At 63.5% G+C, this 14,433-nt stretch carries 10 protein-coding genes; 5 read left to right on the top strand and 5 right to left on the bottom strand.

The annotated features are described in order from the left end of the window. Positions 1 to 3: 3 nt before the first annotated feature. The gene (locus LOY34_RS18560) at positions 4 to 1,254 is read right to left on the bottom strand and encodes a lipoprotein-releasing ABC transporter permease subunit (protein WP_045194878.1); all 1,251 of its coding nucleotides are present in this window, start codon (positions 1,252 to 1,254) and stop codon (positions 4 to 6) included. Positions 1,255 to 1,348: 94 nt separating this feature from the next. Between LOY34_RS18560 and LOY34_RS18565 the strand changes: the two genes are divergently transcribed. Both LOY34_RS18565 and LOY34_RS18570 read left to right on the top strand, forming a co-directional pair. Beyond that, on the top strand, positions 1,349 to 1,936 hold the full coding sequence (locus tag LOY34_RS18565) for a PilZ domain-containing protein (RefSeq protein WP_045194879.1): 588 nt from the start codon (positions 1,349 to 1,351) through the stop codon (positions 1,934 to 1,936). A 28-nt stretch (positions 1,937 to 1,964) separates the two neighbouring features. Next, positions 1,965 to 2,687, top strand: coding sequence for a glycerophosphodiester phosphodiesterase (locus tag LOY34_RS18570; RefSeq protein WP_045194882.1), 723 nt, complete (start codon positions 1,965 to 1,967; stop codon positions 2,685 to 2,687). A 42-nt stretch (positions 2,688 to 2,729) separates the two neighbouring features. On the opposite strand, the gene sthA is transcribed toward LOY34_RS18570, so the two are convergent. The 3 genes from sthA to LOY34_RS18585 all read right to left on the bottom strand — a co-directional run bounded on the left by sthA (position 2,730) and on the right by LOY34_RS18585 (position 6,831). Further along, positions 2,730 to 4,124, bottom strand: coding sequence for a Si-specific NAD(P)(+) transhydrogenase (gene sthA / locus LOY34_RS18575; protein WP_038994353.1), 1,395 nt, complete (start codon positions 4,122 to 4,124; stop codon positions 2,730 to 2,732). Between the two features lie 171 nt (positions 4,125 to 4,295). Beyond that, positions 4,296 to 5,294: an FAD:protein FMN transferase gene (locus LOY34_RS18580; RefSeq protein ID WP_195884681.1), complete on the bottom strand. Its 999-nt coding sequence runs from the start codon at positions 5,292 to 5,294 to the stop codon at positions 4,296 to 4,298. A gap of 73 nt (positions 5,295 to 5,367) precedes the next feature. Then, on the bottom strand, positions 5,368 to 6,831 hold the full coding sequence (locus LOY34_RS18585) for a glyceraldehyde-3-phosphate dehydrogenase (protein WP_045194887.1): 1,464 nt from the start codon (positions 6,829 to 6,831) through the stop codon (positions 5,368 to 5,370). A gap of 169 nt (positions 6,832 to 7,000) precedes the next feature. Here LOY34_RS18585 and mfd point away from each other — a divergent pair, with 169 nt between their 5' ends. From mfd to LOY34_RS18600, 3 genes are read left to right on the top strand one after another with little or no spacing between them, the layout of a single operon-like run. After that, on the top strand, positions 7,001 to 10,450 hold the full coding sequence (gene mfd, locus LOY34_RS18590) for a transcription-repair coupling factor (RefSeq protein WP_045194889.1): 3,450 nt from the start codon (positions 7,001 to 7,003) through the stop codon (positions 10,448 to 10,450). Positions 10,451 to 10,460: 10 nt separating this feature from the next. Next, positions 10,461 to 11,021 (top strand): CsiV family protein, encoded by a 561-nt coding sequence (locus tag LOY34_RS18595; RefSeq protein WP_195884682.1) that lies wholly within the window; start codon positions 10,461 to 10,463, stop codon positions 11,019 to 11,021. A gap of 4 nt (positions 11,022 to 11,025) precedes the next feature. Beyond that, positions 11,026 to 13,341 carry a DEAD/DEAH box helicase gene (locus tag LOY34_RS18600; protein WP_258663864.1) on the top strand — a complete coding sequence of 772 codons (2,316 nt, stop codon included), beginning with the start codon at positions 11,026 to 11,028 and terminating at the stop codon, positions 13,339 to 13,341. Between the two features lie 75 nt (positions 13,342 to 13,416). Here LOY34_RS18600 and nagZ read toward each other — a convergent pair whose 3' ends face one another. Then, a complete protein-coding gene (nagZ, locus tag LOY34_RS18605; RefSeq protein WP_176794328.1) occupies positions 13,417 to 14,415 on the bottom strand; it encodes a beta-N-acetylhexosaminidase in 999 nt (332 codons plus the stop codon). Positions 14,416 to 14,433: the final 18 nt, after the last annotated feature.

Below are 14,433 nucleotides of genomic sequence, written 5' to 3' on the forward strand. Positions count from 1 at the left end.
AACTCACTCATAACGTAGCGCCTCCGCAGGCTGGGTGCGTGCCGCACGCCAGGCCGGATACAAGGTGGCGAGGAAACTCAGGACCAATGCCGCGCCGCAGACCATCCACACGTCCTCGGCCATGATCTGCGATGGCAGGTAGTCGATGAAGTAGACGTCGGCATTGAGGAACTTGTGCCCGATCAGGGTCTCGATGCCGGCAATCGCGGCGCTGACATTGAGCGCGGCGAAAATGCCCACCAGCGCGCCGATCAGGGTGCCGACCACGCCGATCACCGTGCCCTGGACCATGAAGATGGCCATGATCTGCCCCGGCGTCGAGCCCAGGGTGCGCAAGATGGCGATGTCGCCCTTCTTGTCGTTGACCACCATTACCAGGGTGGAAATGATGTTGAACGCGGCCACCGCGACAATCAGCAGCAACAGCAGGCCGATCATAGCTTTTTCCATGCGGATCGCCTGGTACAGGTTGCCGTGGCTACGGGTCCAGTCGCGGGCGTAGAACTCCTGCTCGCCCAGCTTCTGGGCGATGTCCCAGGCAACCCGGGGGGCCTGGAACAGGTCGTCGAACTTCAGGCGCAGGCCCTGCACCTGGTCGGCTTTCCAACGGTGCAGGCGCGACAGGTCCGACAGGTTGGTCAGGCCCAGGTAGCCGTCGATTTCACCGGCGCCTACATGGAAGATGCCGACCACGGTAAAGCGCTTCATGCGTGGGAACATGCCGGCCGGAGTGACGGTGACCTCGGGGGCGACGAAGGTCAGCTTGTCGCCGATGCCGACGCCCAGCTTGGCCGCCGCCTTGTCGCCGATCATGATGCCGAAGCCGCCAGGGGCCAGGTCATCGAGCTTACCCTCGCGGATAAAGTCGTCGATGATCGAGACCTTGCGCTCCTGGGCCGGGTCGATGCCGTTGAGCAGCACCTTCTGCACCTTGCCGTCATGGGTCAGCAGGCCCTGCATCTGGGTGAAGGGCGCCACCGCCAGAACCTGCGGGTTCTGCTTTACTTGACTGGCAAGGGCGGGCCAGTCGTTGATCGGCTGGCCGGTTTCCAGTGTGGCGTGGGGCACCATGCCCAACACCCGGGTGCGCATCTCGTGATCGAAGCCATTCATGACCGACAACACCACGATCATCACGACAACGCCCAGGGCGAGGCCGATCATCGAGGTCAGGGAAATGAACGAGACGAAGTGGTTGCGACGCTTGGCACGGGTATAACGCGTGCCGATGAATACGAAGAGAGGTCTGAACATGTCGGGGCTTGTTCGGATGAAAGAGGAACGTCCTTGTGGCGGGGCTTGATTAGCAGCTTTACACTCAGACCACCGCCGCTACCATGGGTTCGCCATGTCGACATTAGATGAAGAAGATCGCCGCGAATACTACCGTATCGAGGATCGGATCGCACTGGAAATTAGCCCGTTGAGCGCCGCCGAAGCGCTTGGCACAGACTTGTTGCAAGATACTTCACCGCTGTTCAACCTGCTCAGTGAACTGCACCTGAGCGAGTTCGAGTCCCAGCACCTGCTGCGCCAGCTCAGTGACAAGGACCGCACCCTGGCGGCCTTTCTCAAGGCCCAGAACAAACGCATCGATCTGCTCAGTGCCGTGGTTGCGCAGACCCTGCTCGGGCAATTGAGCGCGCCGCAGGCGGTAGTGCTGTCCGAGGGCGGCATCGAGTTCAACCGCGCCGAGCCGCTGGCGGCCGGCGAGCGCGTGGCCGTGAAGATGGTGCTGATGCCCCAGGCCCTGGGCCTGCTGCTGCGCGCCAAGGTCACCCATTGCGACCGCCAGGCCGACGGCCAGTACGAGATCGGCACCGAGTTCGTCGACACCACCGACGCCCAGCGCCAGCTGCTGGCCCGCTACATCCTGCAACGCCAAGCGCAACAACGACGCCAGGCCCTGGAGCAGAACGACCCAAGCGCCTCCTGAGTTTCACTTATTTGTTGAAGGAACAGACGTGACCACGATTTACGGCCACCGCGGCGCCAAGGGCGAAGCCCCCGAAAACACCCTCACCAGCTTCCAGCAGTGCCTCAAGCATGGCGTGCGCCGCTGCGAGCTCGACCTGCACCTGTCGGCTGACAACCAGCTGATGGTGATTCACGACCCCAGCCTCAAGCGCACCACCGGCCGGCGCGGCAAGGTGGTTGAACACAGCGCCGCCGACCTTGCCACCTACGACGCGCGCAAGGGTGGCCCGGGCTGGGTCTCGCCCTGCCCGATCCCGCGACTTGAGGAGCTGTTTGAAAAGTGCGATTTCGAGCACTGGCAGCTTGAGGTCAAGAGCGCCTCGCGCACCCGCGCCGCCACCACCGTGCTGGCGATCCGCGAAATGGCCCAGCAGTTCGGCCTGCTCGACAAGATCACCATCACCTCAAGCTCACGGGAAGTGCTGGGCGCAGCGCTGGAGCTGACTCCGGATATTTCCAGAGGACTGGTGGCCGAGTACGCCTGGCTCGACCCGCTGAAGGTCGCCCAGAACTACGGCTGCAACTTGCTGGCGTTGAACTGGACACTGTGCACCCCCGAGCGCCTGATCAAGGCCCAGCGCCAGGGTTTGCACGTCTCGGTGTGGACAGTCAACGAGCCGGCGCTGATGCGCAGGCTCGCCGACTTCGGCGTAGACAGCCTGATTACAGACTTTCCCGGTTTGGCCAGCGCCACCCTCGAGAATCGCTGAAATCGGTCTCCCCGGCCGGCTCAGGCCACCGGCCGGAGCCGCTCAAAAAAGCCGGTTGAGGCCGTCGTAAGCCGCTACCCGATAGGCTTCGGCCATGGTCGGGTAGTTGAAGGTGGTGTTGACGAAGTACTTCAGGGTATTGCGCTCACCCGGCTGGTCCATGATCGCCTGACCAATGTGAACGATCTCCGAGGCCTGGTAGCCGAAGCAGTGCACGCCGAGGATTTCCAGGGTTTCGCGGTGGAACAGGATCTTCAGCATGCCTTGTGGCTCACCGGCAATCTGCGCCCGGGCCATGCTCTTGAAGAAGGCCTTGCCCACTTCATAAGGCACCTTGGCCTGGGTCAGCTCCTGCTCGTTCTTGCCGATCGAGCTGATCTCAGGAATGGTGTAGATGCCGGTCGGCACATCGTTGACGAAGCGCCAGCTGCCATTGTCGACGATACTGCCGGCAGCCGAGCGGCCCTGGTCGTGGGCGGCACTGGCCAGGCTCGGCCAGCCGATCACGTCACCGGCACCGTAAATGTTCGCCACGTGGGTGCGGTAGTTTTCATCGACTTCGATCTGGCCACGGCTATTGACCTTGATGCCGATGTTTTCCAGGCCCAGCTTGTCGGTGTTGCCGGTACGGCCGTTGCACCAGAGCAAGGCATCGGCCTTGATCTTCTTGCCGGATTTCAGGTGCAGGATCACCCCGTTGTCCAGGCCTTCGACACGCTCGTACTCTTCGTTGTGGCGCACGGTGATGTTGTTGTTGCTGAAGTGGTAGCTCAACGCCTGGGAGATTTCCGAGTCGAGGAAGCTCAGCAACTGGCCGCGGTTGTCTACCAGCTCTACCAGCACACCCAGGCCGCTGAAGATCGAGGCGTACTCGCAGCCGATCACGCCGGCGCCGTAGACGATCAGTTTGCGCGGGGTGTGGCCGAGGCTGAGGATGGTGTCGCTATCGTAGATTCGCGGGTGGTGGAAATCGATATCGGCCGGGCGATACGGGCGCGAACCGGTGGCGATGATGATGTGCTTGGCCACCAGCTTCTCGACCACGCCGTTGGCGCAGACCACTTCGATGGTCTGCTCGTCGGCGAAGCTGCCGGTGCCGAAGAACACGTCGACGCGGTTGCGGGCGTAGTAGCCGGTGCGCGAGGCCACCTGCTTGGAGATCACCTTCTCGGCGCTTTTCAGCACGTCGGGGAACGAGAACCAGCGCGGCTCACCAATGGCCCGGAACATCGGGTTGGTGTTGAACTGCATGATCTGGCGCACCGAGTGACGCAGGGCCTTGGACGGAATGGTACCCAGGTGGGTGCAGTTGCCGCCGACCTGGCGACGGCTATCGACCATCGCCACCTTGCGTCCTGCTTTGGCAGCATTCATTGCCGCCCCTTCTCCTGCGGGGCCGGAACCCAGCACCACTACGTCGTAGTTGTAGACAGCCATGCGTACTCCTTCAGAACAGGCCCACGCGCCACATCGGCGGGCGGGGCTACCTCATGTCGCCAGCGGCGCCATGCAAAAATTCGGGTGCAGTCTAATCAAGCTTGAACGCCGCGCACATTAACCCTTGGTCGCGTCGTAGGCTATTTTTCTCTGCACTACATGTATTCATTGTCAGTTCACCAGCACCTGGGCAAACGCCGGCGTGCTGCGGGAGACGAAACCATCGGCAACCCGGGTCACGAACACTGCGCCAATCCCGTGCCGAAGGGCAAACTCCCAGCCGCGCTCAGGCCCGAGAATCAGCAGCAAGGTCGAATAACCATCAGCCATCAGCGTCGAGCGGTCAAACACCGTCACCGAGGCCAGCTCGTGTTTCACGGGTTTTCCCTGGCGCGCATCGAAGGTGTGTGAATAGCGCTGGCCATTCTCCTCGAAATAATTGCGATAGTCACCGGAGGTCGATACACCAAACCCGTCCACGTCCAGCACTTGCTGGGCTATCTGGCGGTCAGCGCGGGGCAGTTCCAGCGCCACTTTCCACGGGCTGCCGTCGGCCTTGCGCCCGATCGCCTTGAGTTCACCTGTCGCCTCGACCAGCAAATTCGCGACCCCCAGGGCTTTTAGCCGCTCCACCAGCAGGTCTACCGCATGCCCGGCGGCGATGCTGTTGAAGTCCACTTCCACCGGCGCATCCTTGCACAGCTGCTCGCCAACTATGCGCAAATGCCCATGCCCGACCCGCTGGCGAGTGGCAGCCAGGGCCTGGGCATCCGGTACTTTTTCCATCCGCGACTGCGGGCCAAAGCCCCACAGGTCGAGCAAGGGCTCCACGGTCAGGTCAAAAGCGCCGTCACTTAGCTGCGCCAGTTGCTCGCCGACCCGCACCAATTGCAGTACATCGGCCGGCATCGACTGACAGCTATTGGCCGGCAGCCTGTTGAAAGCTTCGGTCAAAGAATCACTACGGTAGGTGGAAAAACGCCTGTCGACACCCTCCAGAATCCGCTCGACCTCGCGCTTGACCAGCTCCGGTGCCGGCCCCTGGGGCGTACGCACATACTGCACGGTGTAGCTGCTGCCCATGGTCGGGCCACTGATGCGCTCCAGGGTGTTGCCCTGCCCGCACCCGGCCAGGCCCAGCATCGCACCGATCAACACTGCCTTGCGCATCCAGCCTCCAGGGAAAATTCAGGCAAAAAAAACGGGAACCCTGAGGTTCCCGTCTTTCACGATCAAGCCAAGCTTAGCGTGGGAAAGCAGGCGGATTGACGCCAGCCATGTCTTCCATCACGCGCACTACCTGGCAGCTGTAACCGAATTCGTTGTCGTACCAGACGTACAGGACAACACGGTTATCGTTGCAGATGGTGGCTTCGGCATCGACCACACCGGCGTGGCGCGAACCGACGAAGTCGGTGGAGACCACTTCCTGGGAGCTCACGTAGTCGATCTGCTTGTGCAGGTCCGAGTGCATGGCCATCTGGCGCAGGTACTCGTTGATCTCTTCGCGATTGGTGGCTTTTTCCAGGTTCAGGTTGAGGATGGCCATCGACACGTTCGGCGTTGGTACGCGGATCGCATTGCCGGTCAGCTTGCCCTTGAGCACTGGCAGTGCCTTGGCGGCTGCAGTGGCAGCACCGGTCTCGGTGATAACCATGTTCAGCGGCGCGGCGCGGCCACGACGGCTGCCCTTGTGGAAGTTGTCGATCAGGTTCTGGTCGTTGGTGAACGAGTGAACGGTTTCAACGTGGCCGTTGACGATACCGAACTTGTCGTTGACCGCTTTGAGCACAGGAACGATGGCGTTGGTGGTGCAGGAAGCCGCGGAGATGATCTTGTCATCAGCGCTGATTTCGCCATGGTTGATGCCGTGCACGATGTTCTTCAGCGCGCCCTTGCCAGGTGCGGTGAGGATCACGCGGGCCGCGCCCGGGCAGGCCAGGTGCTGGCCCAGGCCGTCGGCGTCGCGCCATACACCGGTGTTGTCGACGATCAGGGCATTCTCGATGCCGTACTGGGTGTAGTCGACTTCACTCGGGTTCTTGGCGTAGATAACCTGGATCAGGTTGCCGTTGGCGGTGATGGTGTTGTTGGCTTCGTCGATGGTGATGGTGCCATCGAACGGGCCGTGCACCGAGTCACGACGCAGCAGGCTGGCACGCTTGACCAGATCGTTCTCGGCGCCTTTGCGCACGACGATGGCGCGCAGACGCAGGCCGTCGCCACCACCGGTTTTCTCGATCAGGATGCGCGCCAGCAGGCGGCCGATACGACCGAAGCCGTACAACACGACGTCGGTGCCTTTGCGTGCCGAAGCGTTTTGCTGGCCAACCACGTCAGCCATTTCTTCACGCACGAACTGCTCGGCAGTACGGCCGTTGCCTTCTTGCTTGAACTTGTTGGCCAGCTTGCCCAGGTCGACCGAGGCGGCGCCCAGTTTCAGCTCGCTCATGGCTTTGAGCAGCGGGAATGTCTCGTGTACAGACAGTTCGGTTTCGTCGGTCTGGCGATGACGGGCAAAGCGGTGTGCTTTGAGGATCGAGATCACCGAGCGGTTGATCAGGCTACGGCCATAGATCGAGCTCACCACATTGTTATTGCGGTAGAGCTGACCGATAAGCGGGATCATCGCTTCTGCAAGCGCTTCACGATCAATCCACTCACCAAGACACTGGTCGGGCTTCTGAGTCACGGGAACCTTCCACATGTAGGGACAGAAAAAAGGGGCTACATTATGACGCCCCGCAGCCCATCGGGCAATGAGCGCCTGTCGCCAGCATCGCACTACATGCTTTTAGCCTGCACAAACCTGACAGCGCGGGCCTGCGCCCGGTACAATTGGCGTCTTTGTCGCAACGCTTGGAGCTCGACCTCCCGTGCCTGTTCTGCGTCTACCGCACCTGCCGGCCACTGCCGGCAAACAAACCTGGGGCAACCTGCCGGGCGCCGCCCTGAGCCTGGCCATTGCCGAAGCGGCCAGCGCCGCCAAACGCTTCACCCTGCTGCTGACCGCCGACAGCCAGAGCGCTGACCGCCTCGAGCAGGAGCTGCGCTTTTTTGCGCCCGAGCTGCCGGTGCTGCCGTTCCCCGACTGGGAAACCCTGCCCTACGACCTGTTCTCGCCGCACCAGGACATCATCTCCCAACGCATCTCCAGCCTGTACCGGCTGCCGGAGCTCGATCACGGCATTCTCGTGGTGCCGATCACCACCGCCCTGCACCGCCTGGCGCCGACGCGCTTCTTGCTCGGCAGCAGCCTGGTGCTGGACATCGGCCAGAAGCTCGATGTCGAGCAGATGCGCACGCGCCTTGAAGCCAGCGGCTACCGCTGTGTCGACACGGTCTACGAGCACGGCGAATTTGCCGTGCGCGGCGCCTTGATCGACCTGTTCCCGATGGGCAGCAAGCTGCCGTACCGCATCGACCTGTTCGATGACGAAATCGAGACCTTGCGCACCTTCGACCCGGAAACCCAGCGCTCGATCGACAAGGTCGAGTCGGTGCGGCTGCTGCCGGCCCGCGAGTTCCCGCTGCAAAAAGATGCGGTGACGCGTTTCAAGGCGCGCTTTCGCGAGCGCTTCGACGTTGATTTTCGCCGCTGCCCGATCTTCCAGGACCTTTCCAGCGGCATCACCCCGGCCGGCATCGAGTACTACCTGCCGCTGTTCTTCGACGACACCTCGACCCTGTTCGACTACCTGCCCCAGGACACCCAGGTGTTCTCCCTGCCCGGTGTCGAGCAGGCCGCCGAACACTTCTGGAGCGATGTGCGCAACCGTTATGAGGAGCGTCGCATCGACCCGGCGCGCCCGCTGCTGCCGCCGGCCGAGCTGTTCATGCCGGTGGAAGACTGCTTTGCCCGGCTCAAAAGCTGGCCGCGGGTGGTGGTCAGCCAGGATGACCTCGACAGCGGGGTCGGCCGCGAACGCTTCCCGGCCCAGGTCCTGCCCAACCTTGCCATCGAAGCCAAGGCCAACCAGCCATTGGCGGCGCTGTCGGGGTTTCTCGAGACGTTCCCTGGCCGCGTGCTGTTCACCGCCGAATCGGCGGGGCGCCGCGAAGTATTGCTGGAACTGCTCGAACGCCTGAAGCTGCGCCCGCAGACCGTCGACAGCTGGAGCGCTTTCGTCGCTGGCAAGGCGCGCCTGGCGATCACCATCGCCCCGCTGGACGAAGGCCTGCTGCTGGACGACCCGGCCATTGCCCTGGTCGCCGAGAGCCCGCTGTTCGGCCAGCGGGTGATGCAGCGCCGGCGCCGCGACAAGCGCAGCGACGCCAACAACGATGCGGTGATCAAAAACCTCACCGAGCTGCGCGAAGGCGCGCCGGTGGTGCATATCGACCATGGCGTGGGCCGCTACCTGGGCCTGGCGACCCTGGAAATCGACAACCAGGCCGCCGAGTTCCTCACCCTCGAATACGCCGAGGGCGCCAAGCTCTATGTGCCGGTAGCCAACCTGCACCTGATCGCCCGCTACACCGGCAGCGACGACGCCCTGGCGCCGCTGCACCGGCTCGGCTCCGAAGCCTGGCAGAAAGCCAAGCGCAAGGCTGCCGAACAGGTGCGCGACGTCGCCGCCGAACTGCTCGACATCTATGCCCGCCGCGCCGCGCGCAAAGGCTATGCCTTCGCCGACCCGTCGGTGGACTACGCCACCTTCAGCGCAGGCTTCCCCTTCGAGGAAACCCCCGACCAGCAGAGCGCTATCGAGGCGGTGCGCGAGGACATGCTCGCGGCCAAGCCGATGGACCGCCTGGTGTGCGGCGACGTCGGCTTCGGCAAGACCGAGGTGGCCATGCGCGCGGCGTTCATTGCCGTGCATGGCGGTCGCCAGGTGGCGATCCTGGTGCCCACCACCCTGCTCGCCCAGCAGCACTACAACAGTTTTCGCGACCGCTTTGCCGACTGGCCGGTAACGGTTGAAGTGATGAGCCGCTTCAAGTCGCCCAAGGAAGTCGCTGCCGCGGTGGCGGACCTGGCCGAAGGCAAGATCGACATCGTCATTGGCACCCACAAGCTGTTGCAGGACGACGTCAAGATCAAAGACCTGGGCCTGGTGATCATCGACGAAGAACACCGCTTCGGTGTGCGCCAGAAAGAACAGCTCAAGGCCCTGCGCAGCGAGGTGGACATCCTCACCCTGACCGCCACGCCAATCCCGCGCACCCTGAACATGGCCGTAGCCGGCATGCGCGACCTGTCGATCATCGCCACGCCGCCGGCACGCCGGCTGTCGGTACGCACCTTCGTCATGGAGCAGAACAAGAGCACGGTCAAAGAGGCGTTGCTGCGTGAACTGCTGCGCGGTGGCCAGGTGTACTACCTGCACAACGATGTGAAGAGCATCGAAAAATGCGCCGCCGACCTCGCCGAACTGGTGCCGGAGGCCCGCATCGGCATCGGCCACGGGCAGATGCGCGAACGCGAACTCGAACAGGTGATGAGCGACTTCTACCACAAGCGCTTCAACGTGCTGATCGCCTCGACCATCATCGAGACCGGCATCGACGTGCCGAGCGCCAACACCATCATCATCGAGCGCGCCGACAAGTTCGGCCTGGCCCAGTTGCACCAGTTGCGCGGCCGGGTCGGGCGCAGCCACCACCAGGCCTACGCCTACCTGCTCACCCCGCCGCGCCAGCAGATCACTCCGGACGCCGAGAAGCGCCTGGAAGCCATCGCCAACACCCAGGACCTGGGCGCAGGTTTCGTCCTGGCTACCAACGACCTGGAAATCCGCGGCGCCGGCGAGCTGCTCGGCGAAGGCCAGAGCGGGCAGATCCAGGCAGTCGGCTTCACCCTGTACATGGAAATGCTCGAGCGCGCGGTCAAGGCCATCCGCAAGGGCGCCCAGCCGAACCTCGACCAGCCGCTGGGCGGCGGCCCGGAAATCAACCTGCGCCTGCCGGCGCTGATTCCCGAGGACTATCTGCCGGATGTCCATGCGCGGCTGATCCTCTATAAGCGCATCGCCTCGGCGGTGGATGAAGACGGCCTCAAGGACCTGCAAGTGGAGATGATCGACCGCTTCGGCCTGCTGCCGGAGCCGACCAAGAACCTGGTGCGCCTGACCCTGCTCAAGCTGCAGGCGGAAAAACTCGGCATCAAGAAAGTCGATGCCGGGCCCAATGGCGGCAAGATCGAGTTCGAATCGGAAACCCCGGTCGATCCGCTGGTGCTGATCAAGCTGATCCAGAGCCAGCCAAAACGCTACAAGTTCGAAGGCGCCACCCAGTTCAAGTTCCTGGTGCCGATGGAGCGTCCGGAAGAACGCTTCAACAACCTTGAGGCGCTGTTCGAGCGCCTGACCCCACAATCTGCGTGAAGGAAGTTCCATGCGTGTAATGCGTAGCCTGACCCTGCTGCTGGCGCTGATCGCCCCGGCAGCCTTTGCCGATGGCACTTTTCAGGTCGAAATGATCCTGGTACGGCAAAACGCCGTGCCGGCGATCACCATCAAGTCGGCTCCGGAAGACTGGCGCAACGGCGCCCAGCCCATCCAGGAAGGTGACCTGCGCCAACCGGCGCTCAATGACGAAGCGGCCAAGCTTGCCGCCGACCCGCAGTACACCGTGCTGCTGCACAAGGCCTGGAAACAGGACGCAGGCACGGTGGCGATCAGCGACGGCGAAGAACACTTCGGCCAGTTCCCCATCGCCGGCAACCTGAGCATCAAGGAAGAGCGCTTCATCGCCGCAGAAGCCAACTTCTGGGTCAACCAGTTCGACGGCAACGGCAGCGTGCTGCAGAGCGAAGCATTCAAGCAGAGCAACAGCAACATGAAAAATGGCGAGTTGACCTTCCTCGATGGCGGACACCTGGCCGTGCTGCTGAAAGTTACTACCCACCGCCCAGTCAGCGCCCCCGCTGCGCCTGCGGAGATGATGGAGCAGTAACCCGATGCCTAACGATGGTCTTGCCCCCACACCTCACCTGATCCTGGGCAGCCACGAGTTCAGCGCCTACGTGCCACAAACCGGCCGGATGCAGCGCCAGCACCAGCACCGGGCGGCGCTGTCGTTCAACTATGACGGCATTCGTGCCAGCGGCAGGCAAGGCAAGGAAGCCGGCCGCCTGGACGTCAGCAGCCAGCGCATACAGCGCCACGCCGAAGCCGAAAGTCAGATCCGCCAAACCCTTCAACGCCTGGGCTTCAAGGTCGCCACCCGGCAAAGCAAAGCCTTGCCGGAGAGTGCCGGCGACCTGCTGGAGCTGGCTTCCGAAGCGGCCTGGCTGCGTTTCATGCTCAACGATCTGCCCAGCCTGCGCGAGCAAGGCTGGGAGATCGAGTACACCGAGGACTTCGCCTTCAACCTCGCCGAGGTTGACGACTGGTATGCGCACATCGACGAAGCCAGCGGCCGCGACTGGTTCGACCTGGAGCTGGGTATCGAGGTCAATGGCCAGCGCCTGAGCCTGTTGCCGATTCTGCTCAATGTGCTACGCAGCCACCCGGAGCTGCTTAACCCGGCGCAACTGCACAAGCGTCGCGACGACGAGCAGTTGCTGGTGCAGATCCCCGCCCCCGCCGGTGAAGCGCGGCGCAATCTGCAAGTGGCCTTGCCCTACGGCCGCCTCAAGCCGGTGCTGGCCACCCTGGGTGACTTTTACCTGCGCGAACCCGGCGAAACCAGCGTGCGCCTGCCAACGCTGGACGCCACCCGCCTCAACGACCTGGAAGACCTGCCGTTGAGCTGGCAAGGTGGCGAACAGGTGCGCAGCCTGGGCGAACGGCTGCGCGATATTCGCTTGCAGCCGGCACAAACCCCGGATGGCCTGAACGCCACCCTGCGCCCCTATCAGCTCGAAGGCCTGAGCTGGATGCAGGCCCTGCGCGAGCTGCAGGTTGGCGGCATCCTCGCCGACGACATGGGCCTGGGCAAAACCTTGCAGACCCTCGCCCACCTGCTCTGCGAAAAGAACGCCGGACGCCTGACCCGCCCGGCGCTGGTGGTGATGCCCACCAGCCTGATCCCCAACTGGCAGGACGAAGCCGCGCGCTTCGCCCCAGGCTTGCGCGTGCTGGCCCTGCAGGGCATTGGCCGGCGCAAGCATTTCGACACGCTGCAAAACTACGACCTGCTGCTGACCACCTATGCCCTGCTACCCAAGGACCTGGAGCACTTCAAGGGCCTGACGCTGGATGTGCTGATCCTCGACGAAGCGCAGTACATCAAGAGCCCGAACAGCAAGGCGGCCCAGGCCGCGCGCCAGCTCGAAGCACGCCAGCGCCTGTGCCTGAGCGGCACGCCGCTGGAAAACCACCTGGGCGAGCTGTGGTCGCTGTTTCACTTCCTGCTGCCTGGCTGGCTGGGCGATGCCAAGGCCTTCAACCGCGACTACCGCGTGCCGATCGAGCGCCAGGGCAACGATGAACGCCTGCAGTACCTGAATGCGCGGATCAAGCCCTTCCTGCTCAGGCGCACCAAGGAGCAGGTGGCCACCGAACTGCCGGCCAAGACCGAAATGATCCACTGGGTCGAGCTCAGCGATGCCCAGCGTGACGTGTACGAAACCATGCGCCTGGCCATGGACCAGAAAGTGCGCGCCGAAATCACCCGCAAGGGCGTGGCGCGCAGCCAGATCATCATTCTCGAAGCGCTGCTCAAGTTGCGCCAGGTGTGCTGCGATTTACGCCTGATCAACAGCGAAGCCTCGACCGCGCGCGGCGCCCACTCCGGCAAACTCACCAGCCTGATGGAAATGCTCGAAGAACTGCTGGCCGAAGGGCGACGCGTCCTGCTGTTCTCGCAGTTCACCAGCATGCTGCGGCTGATCGAGGCCGAACTGCAGCACCGCGGTATCGCCTATGCCCTGCTGACCGGCGAGACCCGCGATCGCCGCTCGCCGGTGCAGGACTTCCAGAGCGGGCAATTGCAGATCTTCCTGATCAGCCTCAAGGCCGGTGGTGTGGGCTTGAACCTGACCGCGGCCGACACCGTGATCCACTACGATCCGTGGTGGAACCCGGCCGCGGAAAACCAGGCCACCGACCGTGCCTATCGCATCGGCCAGGAGAAGCCGGTGTTCGTCTACAAGCTGATTACCCGGGGCACGGTGGAAGAAAAGATCCAGCAGTTGCAACTGGAGAAATCGGCGTTGGCGGCGGGTGTGCTGGATGGGCGTCAGGCGGGGGACTGGCGTTTGGCGGCGGAGGATATCGATGCGTTGTTTGCGCCGTTGCCGGGGAAGCGGCACGGCACAAGATCCGGTTGAATTCATCGCGGGTCAAGCCCGCTCCCACCCTGTGGGAGCGGCGGTACGGCGACCCGACTTGACCCGCGATTGCCATCAATCGACCAGTTGCGCTTCCTTCAGCGCCCCCAGCGCCTCCAGCCAACGCGGCTGCTGACGGTAGTCGGTACGGGCAAAGCCCTGCCCGCGCATCTGCGCAATCCGCGGCGAAGGCTTGACCTTCAGGCGCTGGGCCGCGCTCAGGGCAAGTTCCGCCGCCGCACGGTCATTGCACACCAGGCCCATGTCGCAGCCGGCACTCAGCGCCGCTTCGATGCGGCTGGCCGCATCGCCGACCACGTGGGCGCCAGCCATGGACAGGTCATCACTGAAGATCACCCCGTTGAAACCCAGCTCGCCACGCAGGATGTCCTGCAACCAGCGGCGGGAGAAACCGGCCGGCTGGTTGTCGACCTGCGGGTAGATCACATGGGCCGGCATTACTGCCGCCATTTGTCCGCTCAAGCGGGTGAACGGCACCAGGTCGGCTGCGCGGATCTGCTCCAGGCTGCGCTCGTCGGTAGGGATCGCCACATGGGAATCGGCCTCGGCCCAGCCATGACCGGGGAAATGCTTGCCGCAAGCGGCCATGCCCGCAGCGTTCATGCCGCGGATAAAAGCACCGGCAAGCAACGTGGCGCGCTGTGGATCGCCTTCAAAGGCACGGCTGCCGACCACCGCGCTGCGCTGGTGATCGAGGTCCAGCACCGGCGCAAAGCTCAGGTCCAGGCCCACCGCCAGCACCTCGGTGGCCATCAGCCAACCGCACTGTTCGGCCAGATAGTCGGCGTTGTCGTTGTCGGCAATCGCGCGCATCGCCGGCAGGCGCACAAAGCCCTGGCGCAGGCGCTGGACCCGACCGCCCTCCTGGTCCACCGCCAGGATCAGTTCCGGGCGAATGGCGCGAATCGAGGCACACAGCTCACGCACCTGGCGCGGGCTTTCAATGTTGCGGGCAAAGATGATCAGGCCGGCCACTTCGGGCTGGCGCAAAAGCTGGCGGTCCTCGGCGGTCAGCCAGGTACCGGCGATGTCGACCATCAGGGAGCCTTGCAGGCTGGCACTCATAATTGA

The sequence above is a fragment of the Pseudomonas sp. B21-009 genome (assembly GCF_024749345.1).
Taxonomy (GTDB): Bacteria; Pseudomonadota; Gammaproteobacteria; order Pseudomonadales; family Pseudomonadaceae; genus Aquipseudomonas.

Coding starts and splice junctions, on each gene's coding strand:
- LOY34_RS18565 (WP_045194879.1), top strand. CDS start 1,349: ATGTCGACATTAGATGAAGAAGATCGCCGCGAATACTACCGTATCGAG.
- LOY34_RS18580 (WP_195884681.1), bottom strand. CDS start 5,294: ATGCGCAAGGCAGTGTTGATCGGTGCGATGCTGGGCCTGGCCGGGTGC.
- LOY34_RS18600 (WP_258663864.1), top strand. CDS start 11,026: ATGCCTAACGATGGTCTTGCCCCCACACCTCACCTGATCCTGGGCAGC.
- LOY34_RS18560 (WP_045194878.1), bottom strand. CDS start 1,254: ATGTTCAGACCTCTCTTCGTATTCATCGGCACGCGTTATACCCGTGCC.
- LOY34_RS18595 (WP_195884682.1), top strand. CDS start 10,461: ATGCGTGTAATGCGTAGCCTGACCCTGCTGCTGGCGCTGATCGCCCCG.
- sthA (WP_038994353.1), bottom strand. CDS start 4,124: ATGGCTGTCTACAACTACGACGTAGTGGTGCTGGGTTCCGGCCCCGCA.
- LOY34_RS18585 (WP_045194887.1), bottom strand. CDS start 6,831: ATGTGGAAGGTTCCCGTGACTCAGAAGCCCGACCAGTGTCTTGGTGAG.